Source organism: Janthinobacterium sp. SUN176 (genome assembly GCF_030587335.1).
GTDB lineage: Bacteria > Pseudomonadota > Gammaproteobacteria > Burkholderiales > Burkholderiaceae_D > Janthinobacterium > Janthinobacterium kumbetense.
In genome coordinates, this window is sequence record NZ_JAPWIA010000001.1 from 1153012 (window position 1) to 1176792 (window position 23781).

19 protein-coding genes are annotated in these 23781 nt (G+C 67.6%); 11 read left to right on the forward strand and 8 right to left on the reverse strand.

The genetic code is table 11. The features are described 5' to 3' along the window. The first annotated feature begins 98 nt into the window (after positions 1–98). From paoA to O3299_RS05250, 6 genes are all read left to right on the forward strand, one after another. Positions 99–746 carry an aldehyde dehydrogenase iron-sulfur subunit PaoA gene (gene paoA / locus O3299_RS05225; protein ID WP_289909605.1) on the forward strand — a complete coding sequence of 216 codons (648 nt, stop codon included), beginning with the start codon at positions 99–101 and terminating at the stop codon, positions 744–746. Next, a complete protein-coding gene (locus tag O3299_RS05230) occupies positions 743–1702 on the forward strand; it encodes a xanthine dehydrogenase family protein subunit M (RefSeq protein ID WP_305051717.1) in 960 nt (319 codons plus the stop codon). The genes paoA and O3299_RS05230 overlap by 4 nt, the downstream gene beginning before the upstream one ends. Positions 1703–1706: 4 nt before the next feature. Continuing rightward, positions 1707–3905, forward strand: a complete 2199-nt coding sequence (gene paoC / locus O3299_RS05235; RefSeq protein ID WP_305061664.1) for an aldehyde oxidoreductase molybdenum-binding subunit PaoC — start codon at positions 1707–1709, stop codon at positions 3903–3905. Between the two features lie 130 nt (positions 3906–4035). After that, positions 4036–5673, forward strand: a complete 1638-nt coding sequence (locus O3299_RS05240; RefSeq protein ID WP_305051719.1) for a response regulator — start codon at positions 4036–4038, stop codon at positions 5671–5673. Next, positions 5670–6698: an ABC transporter substrate-binding protein gene (locus O3299_RS05245; RefSeq protein WP_305061665.1), complete on the forward strand. Its 1029-nt coding sequence runs from the start codon at positions 5670–5672 to the stop codon at positions 6696–6698. The genes O3299_RS05240 and O3299_RS05245 overlap by 4 nt, the downstream gene beginning before the upstream one ends. A 10-nt stretch (positions 6699–6708) precedes the next feature. Then, entirely contained in the window at positions 6709–9228 is a 2520-nt protein-coding gene (locus O3299_RS05250) for an ATP-binding protein (RefSeq protein ID WP_305051721.1), read from the forward strand. Between the two features lie 12 nt (positions 9229–9240). Here the strand turns inward: O3299_RS05250 and O3299_RS05255 are convergent, their stop codons facing one another. From O3299_RS05255 to O3299_RS05265, 3 genes are all read right to left on the reverse strand, one after another. Next, complete coding sequence (locus O3299_RS05255) at positions 9241–11661, reverse strand: TonB-dependent receptor (RefSeq protein WP_305061666.1); 2421 nt, start codon at positions 11659–11661, stop codon at positions 9241–9243. 62 nt (positions 11662–11723) lie between these two features. Next, complete coding sequence (locus tag O3299_RS05260; RefSeq protein ID WP_305061667.1) at positions 11724–12692, reverse strand: FecR domain-containing protein; 969 nt, start codon at positions 12690–12692, stop codon at positions 11724–11726. A 1-nt stretch (position 12693) separates the two neighbouring features. Continuing rightward, positions 12694–13221, reverse strand: coding sequence for a sigma-70 family RNA polymerase sigma factor (locus O3299_RS05265; RefSeq protein ID WP_305061668.1), 528 nt, complete (start codon positions 13219–13221; stop codon positions 12694–12696). A gap of 185 nt (positions 13222–13406) precedes the next feature. On the opposite strand from O3299_RS05265, the gene O3299_RS05270 reads away from it, so the two are divergent. After that, on the forward strand, positions 13407–14393 hold the full coding sequence (locus O3299_RS05270; protein ID WP_305061669.1) for a magnesium and cobalt transport protein CorA: 987 nt from the start codon (positions 13407–13409) through the stop codon (positions 14391–14393). Positions 14394–14402: 9 nt separating this feature from the next. Here the strand turns inward: O3299_RS05270 and O3299_RS05275 are convergent, their stop codons facing one another. The 4 genes from O3299_RS05275 to O3299_RS05290 form a co-directional block, all read right to left on the reverse strand. Further along, positions 14403–15101, reverse strand: a complete 699-nt coding sequence (locus tag O3299_RS05275; protein WP_305061670.1) for an alpha/beta hydrolase — start codon at positions 15099–15101, stop codon at positions 14403–14405. Between the two features lie 79 nt (positions 15102–15180). Next, the gene (locus tag O3299_RS05280) at positions 15181–16239 is read right to left on the reverse strand and encodes an alpha/beta fold hydrolase (RefSeq protein WP_305061671.1); all 1059 of its coding nucleotides are present in this window, start codon (positions 16237–16239) and stop codon (positions 15181–15183) included. A gap of 101 nt (positions 16240–16340) precedes the next feature. Further along, complete coding sequence (locus O3299_RS05285; protein WP_305061672.1) at positions 16341–17186, reverse strand: universal stress protein; 846 nt, start codon at positions 17184–17186, stop codon at positions 16341–16343. A gap of 23 nt (positions 17187–17209) precedes the next feature. Then, the gene (locus tag O3299_RS05290) at positions 17210–19015 is read right to left on the reverse strand and encodes an alpha/beta hydrolase (protein ID WP_305061673.1); all 1806 of its coding nucleotides are present in this window, start codon (positions 19013–19015) and stop codon (positions 17210–17212) included. Positions 19016–19440: 425 nt separating this feature from the next. On the opposite strand from O3299_RS05290, the gene O3299_RS05295 reads away from it, so the two are divergent. After that, entirely contained in the window at positions 19441–19698 is a 258-nt protein-coding gene (locus O3299_RS05295; protein ID WP_305061674.1) for a hypothetical protein, read from the forward strand. Here O3299_RS05295 and gcvA read toward each other — a convergent pair. After that, positions 19695–20597, reverse strand: coding sequence for a transcriptional regulator GcvA (gcvA, locus tag O3299_RS05300; RefSeq protein WP_305061675.1), 903 nt, complete (start codon positions 20595–20597; stop codon positions 19695–19697). The genes O3299_RS05295 and gcvA overlap by 4 nt on opposite strands. Positions 20598–20720: 123 nt before the next feature. Between gcvA and O3299_RS05305 the strand changes: the two genes are divergently transcribed. From O3299_RS05305 to O3299_RS05315, 3 genes are read left to right on the forward strand one after another with little or no spacing between them, the layout of a single operon-like run. After that, positions 20721–22118, forward strand: coding sequence for an MFS transporter (locus O3299_RS05305; protein ID WP_305061676.1), 1398 nt, complete (start codon positions 20721–20723; stop codon positions 22116–22118). Beyond that, complete coding sequence (locus tag O3299_RS05310; protein WP_305061677.1) at positions 22115–22738, forward strand: glutathione S-transferase family protein; 624 nt, start codon at positions 22115–22117, stop codon at positions 22736–22738. Before O3299_RS05305 ends, O3299_RS05310 begins: the two co-directional genes overlap by 4 nt. A gap of 18 nt (positions 22739–22756) precedes the next feature. Then, positions 22757–23779, forward strand: a complete 1023-nt coding sequence (locus O3299_RS05315) for an LLM class oxidoreductase (RefSeq protein ID WP_305061678.1) — start codon at positions 22757–22759, stop codon at positions 23777–23779. Positions 23780–23781 lie beyond the last annotated feature (2 nt).

The following is a 23781-nucleotide window of genomic DNA, read 5'->3' on the forward strand; positions in this document are numbered from 1 at the left end:
ACGTTCGTTCGCGTACAGACGCGCAGAAATTCCGCTGACAGACTGGAACTCCGGGCCTGCATGCGCCCACCCAGCCCACTGCCAGGAGGAAGCGCGACATGACCGAGTGTAATCACATCAATGCCGGCAGGCGCGGCGTGCTGATCGCCGGCGCGCTGTCGGCCACGGCGGTGGCCGTGCCCGGCGTAGCGGGAGCGGCGCAAGCGGTGAGCACGTCCGGCCAGGCGCCGCCCGTCCTGATGCAAGTCAGCCTGGACGTCAACGGCCAGCGCCACAGCCTGGAACTCGACACGCGCACCACCTTGCTCGACGCCTTGCGCGAACACCTGCACCTGACGGGCACCAAGAAGGGCTGCGACCACGGGCAATGCGGCGCCTGCACCGTCCTGCTCGACGGCCAGCGCATCAATGCCTGCCTGACCCTGGCCGTGATGCATGACGGCGCGAAGGTCACCACCATCGAGGGGCTGGGCACGCCCGACAAGCTGCACCCGATGCAGGCGGCTTTCATCGCGCATGACGGTTATCAATGCGGCTATTGCACCCCGGGGCAGATATGTTCGGCCGTGGCCGCGCTGGGCGAGATCCGCCAGGGCATCCCCAGCCACGTCAGCACCGACTTGAATGCGGCGCCGCAGGCGACGCCGGAAGAATTGCGCGAGCGCATGAGCGGCAATCTCTGCCGCTGCGGCGCGTATTCCAACATCATCGAAGCCATCACGGAAGTGGCGGGGAGGCCCGCATGAGAGTGTTCAGCTACCAGAAGCCCGCCACGCCGGCCGAAGCGGCGGCCGCCGCCGTGAACACGCCGGGCGCCAGGTTCATCGCCGGCGGCACGAATCTGCTCGACCTGATGAAACTGGACATCGAAACGCCCGCGCATTTGATCGACGTCAATGGCCTCGCCCTGGACAAGGTGGAAACTACAAAGGACGGCGGCTTGCGCATCGGCGCCCTCGTGCGCAACACGGCGCTGGCGGCGCATGCCACGGTGCGGCGCGATTATGCCGTGCTGTCGCGCGCCTTGCTGGCCGGCGCTTCGGCGCAATTGCGCAACAAGGCGACGACGGCCGGCAACTTGCTGCAGCGCACGCGCTGCCCGTACTTCTATGACACGAACCAGGCGTGCAACAAGCGCGTGCCGGGCAGCGGCTGTTCGGCCATCGCCGGCTTCAGCCGGCCGCTGGCGATTTTGGGCGGCAGCGAAGCCTGCATCGCCACGCATCCCAGCGACATGGCCGTGGCCATGCGCGTGCTTGACGCTTCCATCGACACGGTGCGGGCAGACGGCGCCGTGCGCACCATCCCCATCGCCGACTTTTACCGCTTGCCGGGCAGCACGCCGCAGCTGGAAACCGTGCTGCAGCCGGGCGAACTGATCACCAGCGTCACCTTGCCCCGGCCCGTAGCCGGCATGCACGTCTACCGCAAGGTGCGCGACCGCGCCTCGTATGCGTTCGCGCTGGTGTCCGTGGCGGCGATTATCTTGCCCGATGGTACGGGCAGGCTGGCCCTGGGCGGCGTCGCGCCGCAGCCGTGGAGAATTGCCGCGGCGGAGCAATCGATGCCGCAAGGCGCCGCCGCCGTGAGCGAACGCCTGCTGGCCGGCGCCGCACCGACGGCCGACAACGCCTTCAAGGTGACCCTGGCGCAGCGCACGATCGCCGCCGTGATGGCGCACGCATCCGCACAGAAAGGCTAGGGCCATGAAATTTACGACACCGGCGACCACCAATCCCATCGACCAGTTGAAAGTCGTGGGCCGCCCCACGGACCGCATCGACGGCCCCCTGAAAACCACGGGCACGGCGCCGTACGCGTATGAGCAGAACAAGGCCGCGCCGCACGCCGCCTACGGCCATGTCGTAGGCGCGGCCATCGCCAGGGGCCGCATCGCCTCCATCGACAGCAGCGCGGCGCGGCGCGCGCCCGGCGTGCTGGCCGTGGTGACGGCGGAATCGGCTGGGAAATTGGGCAAAGGCAAGATGAACACGGCCAGGCTGCTGGGCGGCCCCGAGGTCGAACATTACCACCAGGCCATCGCCCTGGTGGTGGCGGAAACCTTCGAACAAGCCCGCTCGGCCGCGCAGTTGCTTGACGTTAAATATGTCGAACAGCCGGGTGTTTTCGACCTGGCCAAGGCGAAGAATACGGCCACCAAGCCGAAGGATGGCCAGCCCGACAGCAAGACGGGCAACTTCGCCGGCGCCTATGCCCAGGCCCCCGTGCGCCTGGACGCCACTTATACGACGCCCGACCAGTCGCACGCCATGATGGAGCCGCACGCTTCGATTGCCGCCTGGGAAGGGGATAAATTGACGGTGTGGACGGCGAACCAGATGGTGGACTGGGGCCGTGGCGACCTGGCCCGCACCCTGGGTGTGCCGAAAGACAAGGTACGCATCGTCTCGCCCTACATCGGCGGCGGTTTCGGCGGCAAGCTGTTCGTGCGCGCGGAAGCCTTGCTGGCAGCCCTGGGGGCGCGCGCGGCGCAGCGTCCCGTCAAGGTGGCCCTGACGCGGCCCTTGATGTTCAACAGCACGACGCACCGGCCCGCCACCATCCAGCGCCTGCGCCTCGGCGCCACGCGCGATGGCAAGATCACGGCCATCGGCCATGAATCGTGGTCGGGCGACTTGAAAGGGGGCCAGCCGGAAACGGCCGTGATGCAGACGCGGCTGCTGTACGCGGGGCCGAACCGCATGACGGCCATGCGCCTGGCCGTGCTCGATTTGCCGGAAGGCAACGCCATGCGCGCGCCGGGCGAGGCGCCGGGGCTGATGGCGCTGGAAGTCGCCATGGACGAGATGGCCGATAAATTGAAAATGGACCCCATCGTCTTTCGCATCCTGAACGACACGAAAGTGGACCCGGAAAAGCCGGGCAGGCCGTTTTCCCAGCGCCGCCTGATCGATTGCCTGCGCACGGGCGCCGTGGAATTCGGCTGGAAGGAGAGGTCGACGCAGCCGGGCATGCGGCGCGATGGCCGCTGGCGCGTGGGCATGGGCGTGGCGTCCGCCTTCCGCAACAACCTCGTCATGCCGTCCGCCGCCCGCGTGCGCCTCGATGGCAATGGCATGATCACGGTGGAAACGGACATGACGGACATCGGCACGGGCAGCTACACCATCATCGCGCAGACGGCGGCGGAAATGCTGGGCGTGACCTTGACGCGGGTCGTCGTGCGCCTGGGCGACTCGGATTTCCCCGTCTCGGCCGGTTCGGGCGGGCAGTGGGGCGGCAACAGTTCCACGGCCGGCGTGTACGCGGCCTGCGTGCGCCTGCGCCAGGCCATCGCCGCCAAGCTGGGTTTCGATGAAAAAGAGGCGCGCTTTTCCGACGGCCAGGTGAGCCAGGGCGAGCGCAGCGTGCCGCTCGCTGCCGCCGCCTACCATGGCGACGTCGTCGCGGAAGACCGCATGGAATACGGCGACCTCGATAAAAAATTCCAGCAATCCACGTTCGGCGCGCATTTCGTCGAAGTGGGCGTGGACAGCGACACGGGCGAAGTACGCGTGCGCCGCATGCTGGCCGTGTGCGCGGCCGGCCGCATTTTGAACCCGAAGGCGGCGCGCAGCCAGGTGATCGGCGCCATGACCATGGGCGTGGGCGCGGCCCTGATGGAGGAACTGGTGGTCGACCAGCGGCGCGGCTACTTCGTCAACCACGACCTGGCCGGCTACGAAGTGCCCGTGCACGCCGACATCCCGCACCAGGACGTCATCTTCCTCGATGAAACGGATCCCATGTCCTCGCCCATGAAAGCCAAGGGCGTGGGCGAACTGGGCATCTGCGGCGTGGCGGCCGCGATCGCGAATGCCGTCTACAACGCGACGGGGGTACGCGTGCGCGACTATCCGCTGACCCTCGACAAGCTGCTGCGGGGGCTGCCCGTGCCGGCCTAGGGGTCTGGCGTCCTGGCGTCGCCGCGCGCGTGACAAAGCGTGTATTTTTGGTAATTTTCAAGTGCTATGCTCGGAACGCATCTTGCGGGGCAGGTTTCAGGTCCGCAAGGCCATGCCGCCAGGAGAATGCATGAACAGCTCACCAATGCCGCCGCGGATACTGATCGTCGATGACGAGCTGGCGCATGTGCGCGCGCTGTGCGACACCTTGCGCGGCCAGGCCTACGACACGACGGGGCTCGCCTCGGGCGAGGCGGCGCTGTCGCTGCTGGCCGTCGAATCGTTCGACCTGCTGCTGGTCGACCTGATGATGCCGGGCATGAACGGCATCGCCGTGGTGGAAGCGGCGCGGCAGATCGATCCCGACCTGGCCTGCATCATCATGACGGGCGAAGGCACGATTGCTTCGGCCGTGCAGGCCATGCAGGCGGGTGCGCTCGATTACGTCGTCAAACCGTTCAAGGTGTCGGGCATCCTGCTGATACTGGCGCGGGCGCTGGAAACGCGCCAGTTGCGCATCGCCAATGCGCGCCTGGAACTGCTGCTGCGCCAGCACACGGCCGAACTCGACGCCATGAACAAGGATTTGCAGCTGGCCCGCGAAGTGGCCGAGCGGGCGAACCAGGAAAAGACCAATTTCCTGTCCAGCATGAGCCACGAGTTGCGCACGCCGCTCAACGCCATCCTGGGCTTTTCGCAGATGCTGACATCCGATTCCATCCCCTCGACGGCGCAGGAAAGGAAAACCTTTGCCTCGCACATCTTCGGCGCCGGCCGGCATTTGTTGACCTTGATCAACGATATCCTCGACATCGCCAGGATCGAGTCGGGCAATATGTCGCTGTCGATGGAGCCCGTGGACCTGGCCGGCATCTACCACGAATGCTGGCAAATGATGGAACCGCTGGCGCACAAGCGCGGCATCACCCTGACGTTCGTGGAAGCGGTCGGCCTGCATGTGCTGGCCGACCGCACGCGCCTCAAGCAGGTGCTGATCAACCTGCTGTCGAACGCCGTCAAGTACAACCGCGAACAGGGCGAGATCCACGTCGATTGCCAGCCCGTCGATGCACAGCGGCTGCGCCTGTCCGTGCGCGACACGGGCGCCGGGCTGAGCGCCGCGCAGCTCGAGGCGCTGTTCCAGCCCTTCAACCGCCTTGGACGCGATGCGCGCGACGAGGAGGGCACGGGCCTGGGGCTGGTGGTCAGCAAGCGCCTGGCCGAAGCCATGCAGGCCAGGCTCGGCGTGGCCAGCACGCCAGGGCGCGGCAGCACCTTCTGGCTCGACATCGCCAGTTGCCCGGCGCGCCAGCCGCTGCAGGAAAGCCCGCGCCTGCCCGCCATCGCCCGGCCCGCCGAGCCGATAGCGTTGCCGGAGCGCAAGACGCTGCTGTATGTGGAAGATAATCCCCTGAACGTGACCCTGGTGGCGGGCCTGATCCATTTTCGCCCCGATCTCGACCTGCTGTCGGCCGGCGATGGGCAAACGGGCCTGGAGATGGCGCGCCGCCACCTGCCGCAGCTGATACTGATGGATATCGACCTGCCCGACATCAGCGGCACGCAAGTCATGCAGCTGCTGCGCGCCGATGCCCGCACGGCGCATATTCCCGTCATCGCCCTGACGGCCGTGGCGGGGCCCGGCGATGTCCGCCAGGGGCTGGCGGCCGGCTTTTACCGCTACCTCACCAAGCCGGTCGACGTGGTGGCGTTTTCCGAGGCCGTCAACAGCGCGCTGGAGTTGGCCACGGCGCAGTGCAGCGCATGAGCGGCCCGACGCCAGCGCGGCGGACGGTCTGGCTGGCGGCCGCACTGCTGCTGGCGGTGCTGGCCGCCATCGCCCTCTGGCGGCTGTATTTCCGTGCCGCGCCGCCGCCCGGCCCCGTGGAAGAGCTGCGCCTGGCCGTGAACGCGGAATACGTGGGCAGCTGCCCCGTGCTGGCCGCGCACGGGCAGGGCTATTTCACGCGCGAAGGCATCCACGCGCGGCTGCAATCCTACTCGTCGGGCAAGGCGTCGCTGGAAGCCGTGTTGCAGGGCCAGGCCGACCTGGGCACCGTGTCCGATATTCCCGTGGTGCTGGCGAGCCTGAAGAATCAGTCCGTCGTCATCATCGCCAGCATCTTCGAGGCCGAACGCGACCACGGCATCGTGGGGCGCCTGGACCGCGGCGTGTCCACGCCCGCCAGCCTGAAGGGCAAGCGCATCGGCGTGACCCTGGGCACCTCCGGCCAGTTCGCGCTGGACGCCTTCCTGAACCGCCAGAAGCTGCTGCCCGGCGAAGTCACCCTGCACAACTACGCGCCGGACCAGCTGGCCGCTGCGCTGGCCCGCGGCGAGGTCGATGCGGCGGCCGGCTGGGAACCGTTCCTGACGGCCATGACGCATGCCATCGCGGGCAAGGCGGCCATCTTCTATGGCGAGGACGTGTATGCGGGCCTGTTCAACGTGGCCGGCGCGGGCGATTACGTGCGTGCGCACCCGGCGACGATGCGCAAGGTGTTGCGCGCGCTGATCGCCGGCGCGCGCTTTTGCCAGGACGAACCCGACGCCGCGCGCGCCCTGTTTGCCAGGGCGTCGCCCGGCGAAGCGGCGCGCCTGCAGGCGGCCTGGCACGGCTATCAGTTTGGCGTCGTGCTCGACCAGGGCTTGCTGCTGGCGCTGGAAGACGAGGCGCGCTGGGCCATCAAGAACCGCCTGGGCGAGCGCGGCGACATGCCGAACTTCCTCGACGCCGTCTACCTGGATGGCCTGGAAGCCGTGGCGCCATCGGCCGTGACGGTCATTCATTGAGAGGGCCACCGTGAAAATCGTCACGCGCTTCAAGCTGGCCCAACTGTTTTGCGTGGTGCTGGTGGCCATCATCGTCGCCGTGCTGTTCTCCACCACCATGGCGATGCAGCGTGAACTGGCGAAGAACAAGGCGGCGGCCGATATCCTGCAAGCCGTCACGTCGCTGCGCTACCTGTCGATCGAATATGCGCTGCACCACGGTGCGCGCACGCGCGCCCAGTGGCAGCTGCGCAGCGAGTCGCTGTCCACGGGGCTGCTGGCCACGCCCGCCTTCAACGGCGACGAAGAGCGCAAGCTGCTGCGCGAATTGCAGGGCGACCTGGCCGGCGTGGGCGGCCTGTTCGAGCTGTTTGTCGCAAATCACCGCGAGCTGGGGCAGGATCCGCAGCGGCGCGAGGTGCTGGGCGAGCTGGAAGCGCGCCTGTCGGGCCAGATCATGGGCAAGGTGCAGGGCATGATTTCGGATGCGATGCGGCTGTCCGAATTGAGCCGGCAAGGCGTGCTGGAGGCGCAGCAGCAAGCCAACGTGGCCGTGATGCTGTTTGGCGGCATGATCATCGCGCTGGTGGCCGGCCTGATTTACTTCACCATGACCAGCGTCACGGGACCGCTGGAAAAGCTGCGCCAGGGCACGCTGATCGTCGGCGCCGGCAAGCTCGATTTTGCGCTCGGCGTGCACACCAAGAATGAAATCGGCGACCTGGCGCGCGCCTTCGACGGCATGACGGAAAAGCTGCGCCGCACCACCGTTTCGCGCGACGAGCTGGCGCACACGAATGCAGCCCTGGAAACGCAGATCGCCGAACGCCAGCTGGCCGAGCGTAAGGTGCATGAACAGCTCGAGCGCCTGAACCTGCTGCAGCAGATCACGCGCTCGATCGGCGAGCGGCAGGACTTGCGCAGCATCTTCCAGGTGGTGGTGCGCAGCCTGGAAGAGCAGCTGCCCATCGATTTCAGCTGCATCTGCCTGTATGAGCCGTCGCAGCACGCGCTGCAGGTGACGTGCGTGGGCGTGCGCAGCGAGGCGCTGGCGCAGTCCTTCATGATGAGCGAACACGCGCACATTCCCATCGATGAAAATGGCCTGTCGAGCTGCGTGCGCGGCAAGCTCGTGTATGAAGCCGACATCGCCGATGTGGCGTTTCCGTTTCCGCAGCGGCTGGCGCAAGGGGGGCTGCGCGCCCTCGTCATGGCGCCGCTGCTGGCTGAAAACACGGTCTTCGGCATCCTGATCGTGGCGCGCCGTGCCGCGCACAGTTTCACCAGCGGCGAATGCGAATTCCTCAGCCAGCTGAGCGAGCATGTGGCGCTGGCCGCCAACCAGGCGCAGCTCTATGGCGCGCTGCAGCGCGCGTATGACGATTTGCGCCAGACCCAGCAGTCGGTAATGCAGCAGGAGCGCCTGCGCGCGCTGGGGCAGATGGCCAGCGGCATCGCACACGATATCAATAACGCCATTTCCCCCGTGGCCCTGTACACCGAGTCCTTGCTGGAGACGGAAACCAATCTCAGTCCGCAGGGCCGGCATTGCCTGGAAGTCATCGAACGGGCCATCGACGACGTGGCCGCCACCGTGGCGCGCATGCGCGAATTCTACCGCCAGCGCGAACCGCAACTGGCGCTGTCGCCCATCAATGTCAACCTGGTGGTGCAGCAGGTGCTGGACTTGACGCGCGCGCGCTGGAGCGACATGCCGCAGCAGCGCGGCATCGTCATCGCCCTGCGCATGGAGCTGGCGGACGGGTTGCCCATGCTGCCCGGCAGCGTGGGCGAAATCCGCGAAGCGCTGACGAACCTGGTCTTCAACGCCGTCGACGCCATGCCGGAAGGCGGCACCCTGACCGTGCGCACGGCCTGCATCGCCGGGCCGGGCCAGGCCGGGGTACGGCAGGTGCAGGTCGAAGTGGGCGATACGGGCATCGGCATGGACGAAAATACCCGCCGCCGCTGCCTGGAGCCGTTTTTTACCACCAAGGGCGAGCGGGGCACGGGCCTGGGCCTGGCCATGGTGTACGGCATGATGGAGCGCCATGGGGCCGGCATCGACATCGTCACGGCGCCGGGGCAGGGCACGGCGGTGCGCCTGGCGTTTCCCGCCTGCGCGGAAGGCGAGGGGATCGAAGTGCCCGACACGGCCCACGCCGTGCCGCCGCGCCTGCGCATCCTCGTGGTGGACGACGACCCGATGGTGCTCAAGTCCCTGCGCGACATCCTGGAAATCGACGGCCACGACGTGGTGTCCGCCGATGGCGGCCAGGCCGGCATCGACTGCTTCCTGGTCGCCTGCGACAGGGGCGAGCATTTCGCGGTGGTCATCACGGACCTCGGCATGCCCCACGTGGACGGGCGCAAGGTGGCCAGCGCCGTGCGCCAGCATTCGCCGGCCACGCCCATCATCATGCTCACGGGCTGGGGCCAGCGCCTGGCGGCCGACAGCGACTACCCGGAGTACGTCAACTGCGTGCTGGGCAAGCCGCCCCGGCTGAAGGAATTGCGGCGCGCCTTGAACATGGTCATTTCGACGGGGTAGCGCCGCGTCTCGTCAGAACCGGTACGTCAACGTCCCCCGCACGCTGCGCGGCACGCCATACGTGCCTTGCGCGTAGGTGTTGATGTTGATGTACTTCTTGTCCAGCGCGTTTTCCACGTTCAGCTGGGCCGTCAACTGGCGCGACAGCTGGTACGTGGCCATCAGGCTGACTGTGCTGTAGGCTTCCTGCGTCACTCTTTCCTTGCCGTTCGGGCCTTCGTCGTCAAAGTAGAACTTGCTTTGCCAGTTGACGCCGCCGCCCACGGTGAGGTCGGGCTTTACCTTCCAGGTGGTGAACAGGCGCGCCGTCGAGCGGGGCGACAGGGTGTTGATATCCTGTTGCTCGCGGTCCCTGGCGCGGAAGTGGCTGGCGCTGGCCGTCACGTTCCAGTCCGGCGCCAAGCGGCCAGACAATTCCCCCTCGATGCCGCGGCTGGTGGCGCCGCGCGCCGCGTAGTACGCCTGCGTGGTGGTGCCGGGAATCCTATGCGCGCCGTCCGGCTGGGCCAGCTGATCCTGTTTGATTTCAAAGATGCCGATGGAACCGTTGGCCCGGCCCCCGGCCAGTTCTCCCTTCAAGCCCACTTCCATGCTTTGCCCCGTCAGCGGGTCCAGCCAGGCGCCCGTGCGGTCCTGGTTTTCCTGCGGGCGGAAGATGTCCGTGTAGCTGGCATACATCGAATAGGTGTCGTTCAGGTCCACCACCACGCCCGCATACGGCACGAACTTGCTCTTGGCGAAGGCAAAGCGGGCGCTGCCGTCAAAGCCGATGCGGTCCTTGTCCCAGCGGCTCAAGCGACCGCCGAGGATGAATTTGGTGTTGTCGGCAAGGTTCAGGCGCGCCGCGCCATACGCGCCATATTGTTTGGTCGTGTATTGCTCCGACAGCACGAGTTCGCCCCAGGCCGGCTGCGGGTAGCTGCCATCCCAGGCGAGGAAATTGCCGATCGGTTCAGGGTCGAGCGCTTCCTTGACGCTGAACTCGGCGTGCTGCACCGTGTAATTGGCCCCGACGATGACTTCATGCTGGCGTCCGCCCAGGGTAAACGGGCCGGACAGCTTCATGTCGGCGCTGCTCTGGTCGCGCGCGCCGATGTAGCGGTTCGGGTAGCCGAGCATGCCCAGGCCCGTGATTCTATCGGGCCGCTCCGCCAGGAACACCAGCGGCGTGTCTTCCGTGTGCTTGCTGTACATGGCTTGCGCCTGCGCTTTCCAGCCCTGGCCCAGCGCATGTTCGACGGTGGCGTGCACATTCGTCTGTTCCGTGGCCCAGGCGGCCCAGCGGGGCGCCGTCGTGACGGACCGGTCGAAATTGGTGCGCGTGCCGTCGCTGTACCACAGGGGGAAACCGCCCCAGTTGCTGCCTTTCGGGTCGTTCTTCTGGTAGCTGGCGCCCAGCATGGCCACGGTGCCGGGCGCCAGGTCCGCTTCGACGGTGGCGTAGACGAGCTGGCGCTGGTTCGAATAGCCATTGGTAAACGACTTGCGGTCTTGCCAGGCGCCGGCCACGCGGCCGCGCACGGAGCCGTCGGCATTCAACGGCGCGGCCAGGTCGAGCGTGCCCCGGTAATCGCTCCACGAGCCGGCCGCCAGCGACCATTGCCCTTCGAATTGCCTGGCGCTGGCCCGCTTGCGCACCAGGTTGATCGAGGCGGACGGGTAGCCGGCGCCCGTCAGCAAGCCCGTGGCGCCCCGCGTCACTTCCACGCGGTCGTAGATCAGCGAATCCATTTCCGATTCGCCGCCCGAATACTGCACCTTATAGGTGGTGGGCACGCCGTCGTACTGGAAATTGTCGACGTCGAAGCCGCGCGCGGAAAAGGTGCTGCGTTCCGTGTCGAACTGGTTGACGGCGATGCCGGGCGTGTTGCGCAGCACGTCGCGCACCGTCAGCAAGTCCTGGTCGTCCATGCGCTGGCGCGTGATGACGCTGACCGATTGCGGCGTCTCGCGCAGCGACAGCACCAGGCCCGTGGCGCTGGCCGTGGCCGGCGTCGTGTACGAGCCCGAGCCTTCCGTGCTCGTGCTGCGCTCGGCCGTGGCGCGCACGGCGATACCGGGCAGGGTGGCCGCGTCGGCCGCCGAGGGCAGCTTGCGTACGGCGTAGTGGCCGCCGCCCTGGTCGACAGCGTATAGGCCGCTGCCATCGAGCAGGCGGGCGAAACCGTCGGCCACTTGGTAGTTGCCGTTCAAGCCGCGGCTGTTCAAGCCCGCATACAGGCCGGCGGCGCCGGAAATGCTGACCCCGGCGTCGGCCGCAAACGCGGACAGGACGGCGCCGAGGGGGCCGGCGGCTACCTGGTAGTGGCGCGCGGGCGCCTGCTGCGGTTGCTGCTGGGCGGATGCGGGCGCGGTCAAGGCCAGGCTGCCCAGCAGGGCCAGGGTGATGCTGGTGTGGCGGTAGTGCTTCATTGCTTGTTTCCCTTCGTTCATGTGTTGGTCCTGTGTGGATTGACGGGGCACATGACGGAAAGGGACATTGTTCTCAAAAATTTTTATGCGGGCCCGACAGAAATCCACCAACGGCTGTGGCGCCGTACGCGGATGGGCAGCGACGCTTGCAGCAGGGCCAGCAGGGCGTCCGTGTCGCGCAGCTGGTACACGCCCGACACGCGCAGCCGCGCCACGGCCGGATCGCAGCGCACCACGCCGTGGCGGTAGCGGGCCAGCTGCGCCAGCACCTGCTCCAGCGGCGTGTCGTCCGCGTACAGCAAGCCCTTGAGCCAGGCGGCTGCGTGCGGCGCCAGCGGCTGCGGCGCGCCGGCGGCCGTTTCATCGAAACTGGCTTGCCAGCCCGCCTGCACGGTGACGGGCCGGCCTTCGGCGGGCCGCACTTCCACGGCGCCCTGCGAGACGGCCACGTGGGTGCGCGCGCCCAGCAGGCTGTCGTCCTGGCGCACCGTGAAGCGCGTGCCCAGGGCGCGGATGCTGCCGTTGCTGGTGCGCACGATGAAGGGGCGCCCGAGGGGATCGGGGCTGGTCGCCACGTGTATCTCTCCGCCGCGCAGCTGTACCAAGCGCAGGGATGCGCCGAAGGCGACATCGGCGGCGCTGGCCGTATTCAGGCTCAGGCCGCTGCCGTCGGGCAGGGGGAAATGGCGGATGTCTCCCGTGGCCGTGCGCAGGTCGGCCGTCCATGCCTGCCATGGCGCCACGCGCAGCATGGCCCAGCCGGCTGGCCCGGCGACGATCAGCACGGCCAGGGTCTTCAGGATGGCGCGGCGCTGCGCGCCGGACGGGCGGTCCAGCACTTGCCTGGACAAGGGCATGGCCAGCGGCGGGGGCAGCATGCCGAAGGTGCGGCATACTTGCTCGGCCCGCTGCCACGCCGTTTCATGGTCGGGGTGGGCGGCGCGCCAGCGGGCCAGCCCCTGCTGCGCGGCAGCGTCGAGTTCGCCGCCTTGCAGGCGCATCATCCAGTGCGCCGCTTCGCGCGCGGCGCGCGCATCGAGGGTCGCGCTCATGTCAGGCCAGCAGCAGGATGCATTGCTCGAACGCCTGCACCATGTAGCGCTTGACGGTGCGCTCGCTGACGTTCAGGCGCGTGGCGATGTCCGCATACGCCATGCCTTCCAGCTGCGACAGCAGGAAGGCCGTGCGCACTTTCGCCCCCAGGCCGTCGAGCATGGCGTCGATCTGGTGCAGGGTTTCCAGGATCAGCAAGCGGTCTTCCGCCGACGGCGTGACGGGGGCGGGCAGCTGCGCCAGGGTGGCCAGCCAGGCCTGCTCCAGCGACTGGCGGCGGTAATGGTCGATCAGCAGGCGGCGCGCCACGGTGGTCAGGTAGGCGCGCGGCTCGCGCAGGGTGACGGCGCGCTCGCCGGGCGTGGCCAGCAGCTTGATGAAGGTATCCTGCGCCAGGTCGGCCGCGTGGTCCGTACAGGACAATTTACCGCGCAGCCAGCGCAGCAGCCACGGATGGTGCTGGCCATATAGCTGACTCAATGACATGGGGCTTTGAGAATCGGCGGCAGGCGATACGGCATACGTCACGGCACACTCCAGGTTGGCGCGGAAGTCCCGTGCCGCTGGCGCATGCAGGCTCTTCTTAAATGCGAATGGTTCTCATTTTACATTGACGTGCCCGAATGTCAATGCGGTAGCCGGATTGGCATGGCAATCATGGGCTTTCCGCTATACTGGCCCCCCAATATTGCTGCCCCTGGCCGAAAAACACCATGGACCTGAGTACCCACGCCGCCGTCGTCAATTGCGAAGCGTATCGCGACGGCAAGAAGATCGCGCACTTTGATATCGACAAGGTGGGCGACTTCCTCGGCGACCCCGATTGTTTCGTGTGGATCGGCCTGGCCAGCCCCGACGTCACGGCCATGCACGCGCTGCAAGCGGCCTTCGGCCTGCACGAACTGGCCGTCGAGGATGCGCAGGGCGCGCACGAGCGCCCCAAGCTGGAAGAGTACGGCGACACCCTGTTCATGGTGATGCACACGGCCACCCTGGATGGCGAGGCTATCGTCTACGGCGAAACCCACGTCTTTCTCGGCCCCCGCTTCATCATCACGGTGCGCCACGGCGCTTCGGCCGGCTATGCGAAGTTGCGCGAACGCAAGGAAAGCGTGCCCGAGAAGCTGGCCAGCGGTCCCGGCTACGTGTTGTATTCCATCATCGATTTCATCGTCGACCAGTACCAGCCGTGCATCGACCATCTGCAGGCCCGCTTCCAGCACCATGAGCTGCAGCTGTTCAAGCCCAGCTTGAGCGAGGACAAGCTGCAGGATTTCTACCAGCTCAAGACGGAGCTGCTGAAGCTCGACGCGGCCGTCAATCCCCTGCATGACATCTGCACCCAGCTGATCCGTTTCCATGGCGATATCGTGCCCAAGGAAAACCGCATCTATTACCGCGACATTCTCGACCACGTCAAACGGGTCACGCATACGGCGGGGCAGATGCGCGAGCTGGTCAATTCGGCCATGCAGGTGGCGCTGGGGCAGATTTCCATCCGCCAGAACGAGGTCGTCAAGCGCCTGGCCGCCTGGGCCGCCATCCTGGCCGTGCCCACCATGGTCTTCAGCCTGTACGGCATGAACTTCGAATTCATGCCGGAACTGAAGTGGCGCGGCAGCTATCCGGCCGTGATCGTCGTCATCATCGCCGGCTGCTGGTGGCTGCACCGCCGCCTGAAGCGCGAAGGCTGGCTGTAGCCGGCAAGCTTACGCTGCGGCCAGCGCGCTTGCCGCCTCCAGTATCAGCGCCGCCACTTCCACGGGGCGCGAAGCCAGCGAGGCGTGGCTGGCGTTCAGGGTGATGACCTTTCTCGCTTGCAGGCGCGCCGCCATGCGCTCCTGGTTGACGGGGGAAATCATGCGGTCGGCGCTGGATACCTGGTACCAGCTGGGCTTATGTTTCCAGGCCGGGTCGCTGACGGTGTCGCCGAAGGTGCTGGCCAGCGGCGCTTTCTGCACCACGCCCAGCACGGCGCCTTCTTCCGCGTCGAGGTCCTGGCAAAAGCTGTCATGGTATTGCTCGGGCTTGACCCACAGATAGCCGTCGCTGTCGCCTTCCAGGCTGGCCGCGCCCAGGGGCGGGTGTTCCTGCGTGATGCTGCCCGGGCTTTCGCCCGCGTCGGGGACAAAGGCGGCGATGTACACGAGGCCCGCCACATTCGGCGCATTGCCGGCCACGCTGATGACGGCGCCGCCGTAGGAGTGTCCCACCAGCAACACCGGGCCATCGACCTGCGCCACCATCTTGCGCGTGCGCTCGGCGTCGTCGGCCAGCGACGTCAAGGGCAGTTCGACGGCGCGGATGGCCGTGTGGCCGTGGCGCCGCAATTCGACGATGACGCGGCTCCAGTGGGCGGCGCCGCCCCAGAAACCGTGGACGAGGACGATGGTGGCTTGCTTGCTCATGCGGAACTCCTTGGGACAAGGGAAACGGAGAAGACCGCGCCGTGTGCGAGGCGGCACTGCGCGGCGGCTGGCTGCATGCCTATTGTAGACCTTCCCAGCGCATGGCCTCGATGGCGTCGACCACCGTGCTCTCGTATTCGATGAAGAAATCGCTGTGGAAGCCGTTGCGCATCACCAGGTGGCTGCTGCCGGGCAGGGCGGCGGCCAGGCGCTCGCCGTCGGCCAGGCGCAGGGGCCGGATAACGTCGAGTACTTCCTGCGCGGCGGCCCGGGTGGCGGGATCGGCTTGCAACAGCCATGGAAACAGGTTGCGCAAGGTGCCGGGATCGACGGTGACGACCAGCGCCGGCGCGTGCACGCGGCGGTAGTCGGGCGAAAAATTGTGCGCGGCCACGTCCATGGCCCTGGCGATGGCGGGCGGCGTGTTCGGCCGCACCGAACCGTCGGGCAGCACTTCCAGCGCATCGCGCCAGTTCGCTTCCAGCGCCGGCCACCATTGCTTGTTGATGCGCCTGGCATAGGCGACCGAGGCGTCCAGCGATGCCAGGTCGGCCGGGCCGGGCGGCGGTTCGTCGTAGGGCGTCGGTGCGGGTTCTTCATAGCCGCCGCTGGCCAGGTAATCGAAGGTCGTGTCCAGGTAGGCGAGGCCCCGCACGCGCCGCGGGTGGCTGCCCGCGAACAGGGTCAGCTCGTTGCCGGCGATGGAGTGCCCGGCCAGGATGATGCGCGGCACCTTCAGTGCGTCCAGTACGGCCAGCAGGTCGGCCACGAGGGTGGCGGGAGAGTAGCTGGCGTCGCTGGCGGGCGTTGGCTTGCTCGACGAACCGTAGCCGCGCCGCGTGATGGCCAGCACGCGGTGGCGGCGCGCCAGCGCGGGCGCCAGGCTGTCGAACGCATGCGCATTGGCGCCCAGGCCGGCCAGCAGCACGATCACGTCGTCGCTGCCGCCCCTTGCCGATGGCCAGTCGCGCACGTGCAGGCTGACGCCGGGGGCGACGCCGATCTTCCGGTCCGTCACGGCGGGTGCGCGCGGCAGCGAACTGCCGCCGCATGCGGCGAGGCCGGCCAGCGCCGTCATCCCCGACAGAAAGTGCCTGCGGGCGTGGAAATGCGCGGGGGTGCCGGGTGTCTTGCTCATGCTGTACTCCTGGTGTGGGTGAGGGCATGAGCAGTGTCGCCGCCGCGCATGAAGCGCGGATGAGGGGCGGGTGAAGGAAGGCTGAAGGTCCTCCGGCCGCGCTAGTGCGACACCAGCACCGGCAAGGTCGTCTCCTGCAGCACCGTGCGCGTGACGCCGCCCAGCAGCGCTTCGCGCAGGCGCATGTGGCCGTAGCAGCCCATCACGACCAGGTCGCAGCGCCGCTGCGCGGCCATGGCCAGCAGGGCCGTTCCCACGTCCTGGCCCGGCGGCGTGTCGTGCTGCAGCACCTCGACGTTGACGCCATGGCGCGCCAGGTACAGGGCCAGGTCGGCGCCCGGCTGCTCGCCGTGCGCGGCCGGCTGGGCGTGCGAATTGACGACGGCCAGGGTGACTTGCCGCGCCTTTTGCAGCAGCGGCAGCGCATCGGTGATGGCGCGCAGCGCTTCGGCGCTGCCGTTCCAGGCCAGCAGCGGATGCTGCGTGGCGCCCGCCGGCGCGGCGGAGGGCGCGTGCGGCACCATCAGCACGGGCCGGCCGCAATGGAGCATCAGGTATTCGGCCGTGCCGGCGATGACGCGCGACGGCGTATCCTGCGCATCCGTCTGGCCCAGGATCAGCAAGTCGCAATAGCGCGCCTGCAGCAGCAGCGCGCCTTGCGCGTCGTCGTCGACGAAGCGCGTTTCGTAGGCGCCCAGGCCTTCCTCGCGCGCGATGCGCTCGAAGTCGTGCAAGGCTACACTGGCCTGGGTGCGCAGCGCCTGCATCTGCGCCGGAGCAAACTGCAGCGCGTTGACGCCGCCGCCATACGCGTAGCGCGAGATGCCGCTCATGGCCGAACCGATCAGGTGCGCCCCTTCGGCGATGGCCAGGCGCACGGCCAGGCGGATGCGCTGGGCGCAGTGGCGGGAATTGTCGACGTGGACCAGCAGGGTGGTGTAGGGCATGGCGTTTCCTCGGTTGTCAGTTGTCAGGTCTGCAGCACGTAGCTGCCCGGCGCGTCACCCAGGTCGGGGCCCATGGCCGGCGGCGCCACTTGCGCGCCCGCTTGCTGCGCCAGCCAGGCTTGCCAGGCGGGCCACCAGGAACCGTCATGGTGCGGCACGTCGCGCTGCCAGCTGTCCGCGTCGACATAGGGCGCGTCGTGGCGGTGCGTGGCCAGCTGGTAGCTGCGGCGCGGCTGGCCCGGCGGCGAGACGACGCCCGCATTGTGGCCGCCCGAGGTGAGCAGGAAGGTGACGTCCGTGTCGGTCAGCAACTGCAGTTTGTAGACGGAGCGCCACGGCGCCACGTGATCCGTCAGGGTGCCGACGGCAAAGATCGGTGCATCGATGTCGGGCAGGGCGATGTGGCGGCCTGCCGTGCGGTAGCGGCCCTCGGCCAGGTCGTTGTGCAGGAACAGGCGGCGCAGGTATTCCGAATGCATGCGGCAGGGCATGCGCGTGGCGTCCCCGTTCCAGGCCATCAGGTCGCTGTCCTGTTCATCTTGTCCCAGCAGGTAGTGGTTCAAGCGGCGCGACCAGATCAGATCGTTCGAGCGCAGCAACTGGAAGGCGCCCGCCATCTGCTTCGTATCGAGGTAACCCTGCTTCCACATGGCCGCTTCCAGGAAGCTGACCTGGCTGTCGTCGATGAACAGCGACAGTTCGCCCGGTTCCTTGAAGTCCACCTGCGAGGCCAGCATGGTGAGGCTGGCCAGGCGCGCATCGCCATCGCGCGCCATCGTCGCGGCGGCGATCGCCAGCAGGGTGCCGCCCAGGCAGTAGCCGGCCGCGTGCACCTGCGGCGCGCCCGTGATGCGGGCAACGGCGTCGAGCGCATCCATCACGCCCAGCTGGCGGTAGTCTTCCAGCGACAGTTCGCGGTCTTCTTCCTGCGGGTTTTTCCAGGAAATCATGAACACCGTGTGGCCCTGGCCCACCAGGTAGCGCACCAGCGAATTGTGCGGCGACAGGTCGAGAATATAGAACTTCATGATCCAGGCGGGCACGAACAGCAGCGGCGTGGCATGCACGCTCTCTGTCGCGGGCGCGTACTGTATCAATTCGATCAAATCATTGCGGTAGACCACCTTACCCGGCGTGACGGCCACGTTCCCGCCCACCTTGAACGTGGCTTCGCCGGCCGCGCCGGCGCCCATGGCGGCGCGCTGCCAGTCGTCGGCCGCGTGGACCATGCCGCGCGCCAGGCTGGCGCCGCCGCTCGCGAGGGTGGCTTGCTGCACCACGGGATTGGTCAGCAGGAAGTTCGACGGCGCCAGCATGTCGAGCCACTGGCGCACGGTGAACGTGACGACATCCTCGTGGTGCGGCGAGACGCCGCGCACGCCCGTGGTGGCGCGGTGCCACCACTGCTGCTGCAGCAGGAAGCCCTGGTAGACGAGATTGTAGGGCCAGCGTTGCCAGGCCGGGTCGTCGAAGCGCCGGTCCTGCGGCAGCGGCGCGATGCACGGCGGCTCGGCGCCGCCGCCGGTCAGGGCCGATTGCCAGGCATATTGCTGCCAGCGGCCGATCTTCTTCCACGCTTCCTGCAGCAGCGTTTGCTGCTTCGACGGCGCCAGCGCCAGGTGGCTGAGCCAGTCGGCATACGCATTGCCCAGCGCGGCCGGCGAAATGCCGCCCGTGAACTTGCCCAGCCAGGCGTTCAGCAGCAGGTCGAGCGTGGCGCCTTCCGGTGCGCTTTCCGGATAGCCGGGAACCGGCACGCCTTGCCAGGCGCTGCCCAGGCGCTCATGTGCAAACTTTTGCTCCGCATTGCTCGACTGCGTCTTGTTCATCCGGGGCTCCCGTCATTTTTTTACAGGATAGCAAGAGCTTGTTCAAAAAATTATGATCTACATCAAGTTTGGCCGGATGCCCGCGGCCGGCAGCCTGCCACCTGAATGATTGAGTCCGTTTGCCGCATAAACGAAATGCATTCCAACGAATTTACTGATTGCAATGATTAAAATTGAATTTTCCATGCGGCAATACCCGGACTCGATGGTGGCGCCAGTGTCCAGTGCCCCATTTTACACTCTGTCAAGGCGGATTTCTTTGCGCAACCATGCATGCTGGCAAACCAAAAAATTTGTTTCTTTTTGGATTTATTTATTGTATTTGGTAAATTTATGCAGCAAAATGCCATTACAGCCTGACCAGCAGGCGTGCAGGCCGTTCAAGCCGGCGGGACAGGCCGGTAACCGGAATCGAGGAGAGGGACATGCTTACGAACTGGATGACAAGCGGCAGGGCCGATGCCTGCAGGGGCAATACGGCGTTCAGGCGCGGCATGGCGCGCGATACCGCGGGCGCTGTGCGACCGGCCCTGGGCCGCCTGCAGGCGCTCGCCTACCTGGCGCTGCTGTTGGCCGTGCCGCCCGCCGCAAGCTGCATCGCCATGGGGCGCGCCGGCGTGCCGGTGCTGTTCAGCACCGCGTGCGGCGTGGTGTCGTGCGCGGCCGGGGGCGATGTGTTCTAGCGCGTGGCCTGCGCTTCCTCGCAAATCCATGCCATGAATGCCTGCACGGCGGGGCGCGTGGCTGCGTCGGGCCGCGTCACCAGATAGTAGGCAAAGCGCGCAGGCCACGGCAAGTCCAGCACTTGCACCAGGCGCCCGGCGGCGATTTCTTCCTGCGCATACAGCTGCGGCACCAGGGCCAGGCCCTGGCCCGCCTCGGCCGCGCGTATCAACAGAAAATCATCTTCGAAGGCCGAGCCGCGCAGCGCCCGCGCCGCATCCTCGCTGCCGTCCGGCGCGCCATGCGCGGCCAGCCACAGGGGCCAGTCGGCGCGGTCCGTATCGTGCAGCAGCGGGTAGCGCAGGCAATCGGCCGGCGTGGCGATGGGCGCCTGGCCCGCCATCAGGGATGGACTGGCGACGGGCACCAGCACGGGCGCCATCAAACGCGTCACCTGCAAGCCCGGATAGTCGCCCAGGCCGTGGCGCAAGGCCACGTCGACCCGGTCGCGGCGCAGGTCGACCAGCGCGGATGTCGCTTCCACGCGCACTTCGATATGGGGATGGCGCTGGTTGAAGCGGCCCAGGCGCGGCACCAGCCACGCGGCGGCAAAGGTGGCGACCGTGCTGACGGTGAGCGTCTGGCGCGCGCCCATGTCTTCCAGCGCCTGGCTGGCGCCGGCGATCTGCGCGAAGGCGCCCAGCAGGGCGGGGTGGACCCTGGCGCCCGCCTCGGTCAGGCGCAAGCCCTGGCGTTCGCGCGTAAACAGGGGCATGCCGACCCGTTCTTCCAGCAGGCGGATTTGCTGGCTGACGGCGCCCGACGTCACGTGCAGCGCTTCGGCGGCCGCCTTGATGCTGCCGCGCTGGCCCACTTCGACAAAGGCGCGCAGCGCCTGGAGCGGTAAAGGATGCGTCATCGATATAGTTTTTCTAAAGTTAAGTGCGAAAAAACATCGTTTCTGTTTCGCTCTTGGAAAACGCATTATAGGGGAGTTCGGCGTTCTTTTGACGTCGAGTAAAACTATATCGATAGGATATCCATGTTACTTTCACATCGGCAGCTTTGCCTGCTTTTGCTGTGCACCACGCAATTCGTCGCCTTGCTCGATTTTTCCATCACCATGATCCCCTTGCCGCAAATCCAGCACAGCCTGGGCTTCACGCCCGGCGGGCTGCAATGGGTGATCAATGCGTATGGCGTGGCCATCGCCGGCTTCCTGCTGCTGGGCGGGCGCGCGGCCGACCTGTTTGGCCGCCGCCGCGTCTTCATCGCGGGGCTGTTGCTGTTCACGGCCGCCTCCCTGCTGGGCGGCTTTTCGCACAGCCCGGCCATGCTGGTGGCCACGCGCGCGCTGCAGGGCTTCGGCGCCGCCATGTTTTCGCCGGCCGCGTTCTCGCTGCTGCTGGCCGTGTTTCCCGAGCCGGCGCAGCGCAACCGGGCGCTCGGCGCCTGGACGGCCGTGGCGGCCAGCGGCTTTGTGGCGGGACTGATACTGGGCGGCTTCATCACGGACCTGCTGGGCTGGCGCTGGGTGCTGTGGATCAATGTGCCCGTCGGCTTGCTGGTGCTGGCCCTGTCGCCGGCCTTGCCCCAGGGCCGACCCGATGCCGCCGCGGCTGGCGGCTCGCTCGACGTGTGGGGCGCGCTGCTGGTGGCGTCGGGCGCGGCGACGCTGGTGTTTGCCTTTGCCAATAGCGAGCATGTGGGATTGGCCCATCCGCTCACGTTTGCCCTGGTCGCGCTGGCACTGGCCTTGCTGGCGCTGTTCGTCTGGGTGGAAGGGCGCGTGGCCGCGCCGCTGATGCCGCTGGCCGTCTTCCTGCGCCGCTCGACGGGCGGCGCGAATGTCGTCTCCCTGCTGGCCAACACGGCCCTCGGCCCCACCTTTGTCGTCGTGGCGCTGGCCATGCAGGAAGTGCTGGGCTTTTCCGCCACGCGCACGGGACTGGGCTTGCTGCCGATGGCCGTCGCCTTTACGCTGGCCAGCGCGTGGGCCGGACCGGCATTGATCGCCCGCTGCGGCACCAAGCCCGTTATCGTCGGCGGCACGCTGCTGTTCATCGGCGGGCTGGCCATGCTGGGCGCGTCGCTGGCCACGCTGTCTGCCTGGGCCGCCTCCATCCTGCCCGGCACCGTGCTGGCCGGCATCGGTTATGGCCTGGCGTTTCCCGCCTGGACCGTGGCCGGCATCGATGGCGTGCCGGAAGCGGACCATGGCCTGGCGGGCGGCATGCTGACGACCACGCAGGAAGTCGGCTCGGCCGTCGGCCTGGCCGTGGGCGTGGCGGTCAGCATCGCCGTGCTGGCCGGCGGCGGCACGGCCGCGCAAGGCTACAGCGGCGCCATCCTGGTTTCCGCCTGCCTGGTGGCGGCGGGCCTGGCCTGCGCCATCGCCATCTTGCCCGGCAAGGCCGCGCGCCAAGAGGCGGCGTCATGATGGACTTGTACACCGACAGCTCGCCCAACGGTTTCAAGGCCACCATCGCGCTGGCCGAACTGGGCTTGCCATACCGGCTACGCCATGTGCGCATCGAACAGGGCGAGCACCGCTTGCCCGCCTTCCTGGCCCTCAACCCGCACGGGCGCATTCCCGTGCTGGTCGACCACGACACGGGCATCACCGTGTTCGAGTCGGCCGCCATCCTGCTGTACCTGGCGGAAAAGACGGGGCGCTTGCTGCCGGCGCAGCCGCAGCAGCGCTGGGCCGCCATCACCTGGCTGCAATTTCACGCGGCCAGCATGGGGCCGATGCTGGGCCAGCGCGTGCACTTTGAGATCGCGGACGCAGGCGCGAACGTGTCCGCCACGGCGCACTTCCGCCACTTGTGCGACGCCGCGCTGGCCACCATGGACGGCCGCCTGGCGAACCACGCTTATCTGGCCGGCGACGACTATTCCATCGCCGACATCGCCAGCTTCGGCTGGCTGCACATCGCCGACCTGGTCGGCTTCAAGCTCGATGACTGGCCGCACGTGGCCGCCTGGTACGCCCGCGTGGCGGCCCGCCCGGCCGTGCAGCTGGGCATCACGCTTCCCGCGCCCGCCACGGGCGCTTGACCTATATCAAGGAACAATATGACGATCGATACCGGCGGCGCGTCCTCGCACGCGTTTGCCCACCATGCAGGCTACCGCCGCATGTTCGCGCCCGGCGCGCTCACCCTCGGCATTTATCTGCCGCTGCGCTTTTACCAGGGCGACATGCAGGCGCTGGCGGGCCAGGCCGACCTGGTCGCCGCCATGGACCGGCAAGGCTTTGCCGCCGCCTGGGTGCGCGACATTCCCCTGTTCGACCCGCGCTTCGGCGATGCGGGCCAGTTGTTCGACCCGTGGACCTATCTGGCGTATCTGGCGGCGCGCACGGATGCGCTGGCCCTGGCCACGGGCAGCGCCATTTTCACCCTGCGCCATCCGATCAACCTGGCCAAGGCGGCCGCCAGCATCGACCAGCTGTCGGGCGGACGCCTGGTGCTGGGCACGGCGTCGGGCGACCGGTCCAGCGAATTTCCCGCGTATGGCGTGCCGTATGCCACGCGCGGCGCGCGCTATGCGCAGGCCGTGCACATGTTCCGCCAGCTGCTGCAGGCAGGTCCCGCCAGCATCGACGGCCCGCTGGGCAGCCTGGCGGGCCTCGAACTGCTGCCCAAGCCCGTGGCGGGCACCATTCCCCTCGTCGTCACCAGCTCCTCGGGCCAGCCGCTGGAGTGGATCGGGCGCCACGCCGATGGATGGCTGACGTATCCGGAAGCGACGGATACGCCGGACGGGCCGCGCCGGCTGGCGGACAAGATCCGCGCCTGGCGCGCCTGCATACCCGATGGCGGCTTTCGTCCGCACATGTGCAACGAGTGGCTGGACCTGGTGGACGACCCCGATTACCCGCGCACGCCCGTGCGCAGCGGCTATGTGCTGCGCACGGGGCGCAGGGGCTTGATCGACTTGCTCGGTGAATGGCGCGAAGCGGGCGTCAACCATGCGGCGCTGGGCATCCAGCATGGCCAGCGCCCGGCCGCGGAGGTGCTGCAGGAACTGGCGCAGGAAGTGCTGCCGCATTTTCCCTCGCATGCGGCGCCGGCCAGTGCCGTGCCGCGCTGGTGAAG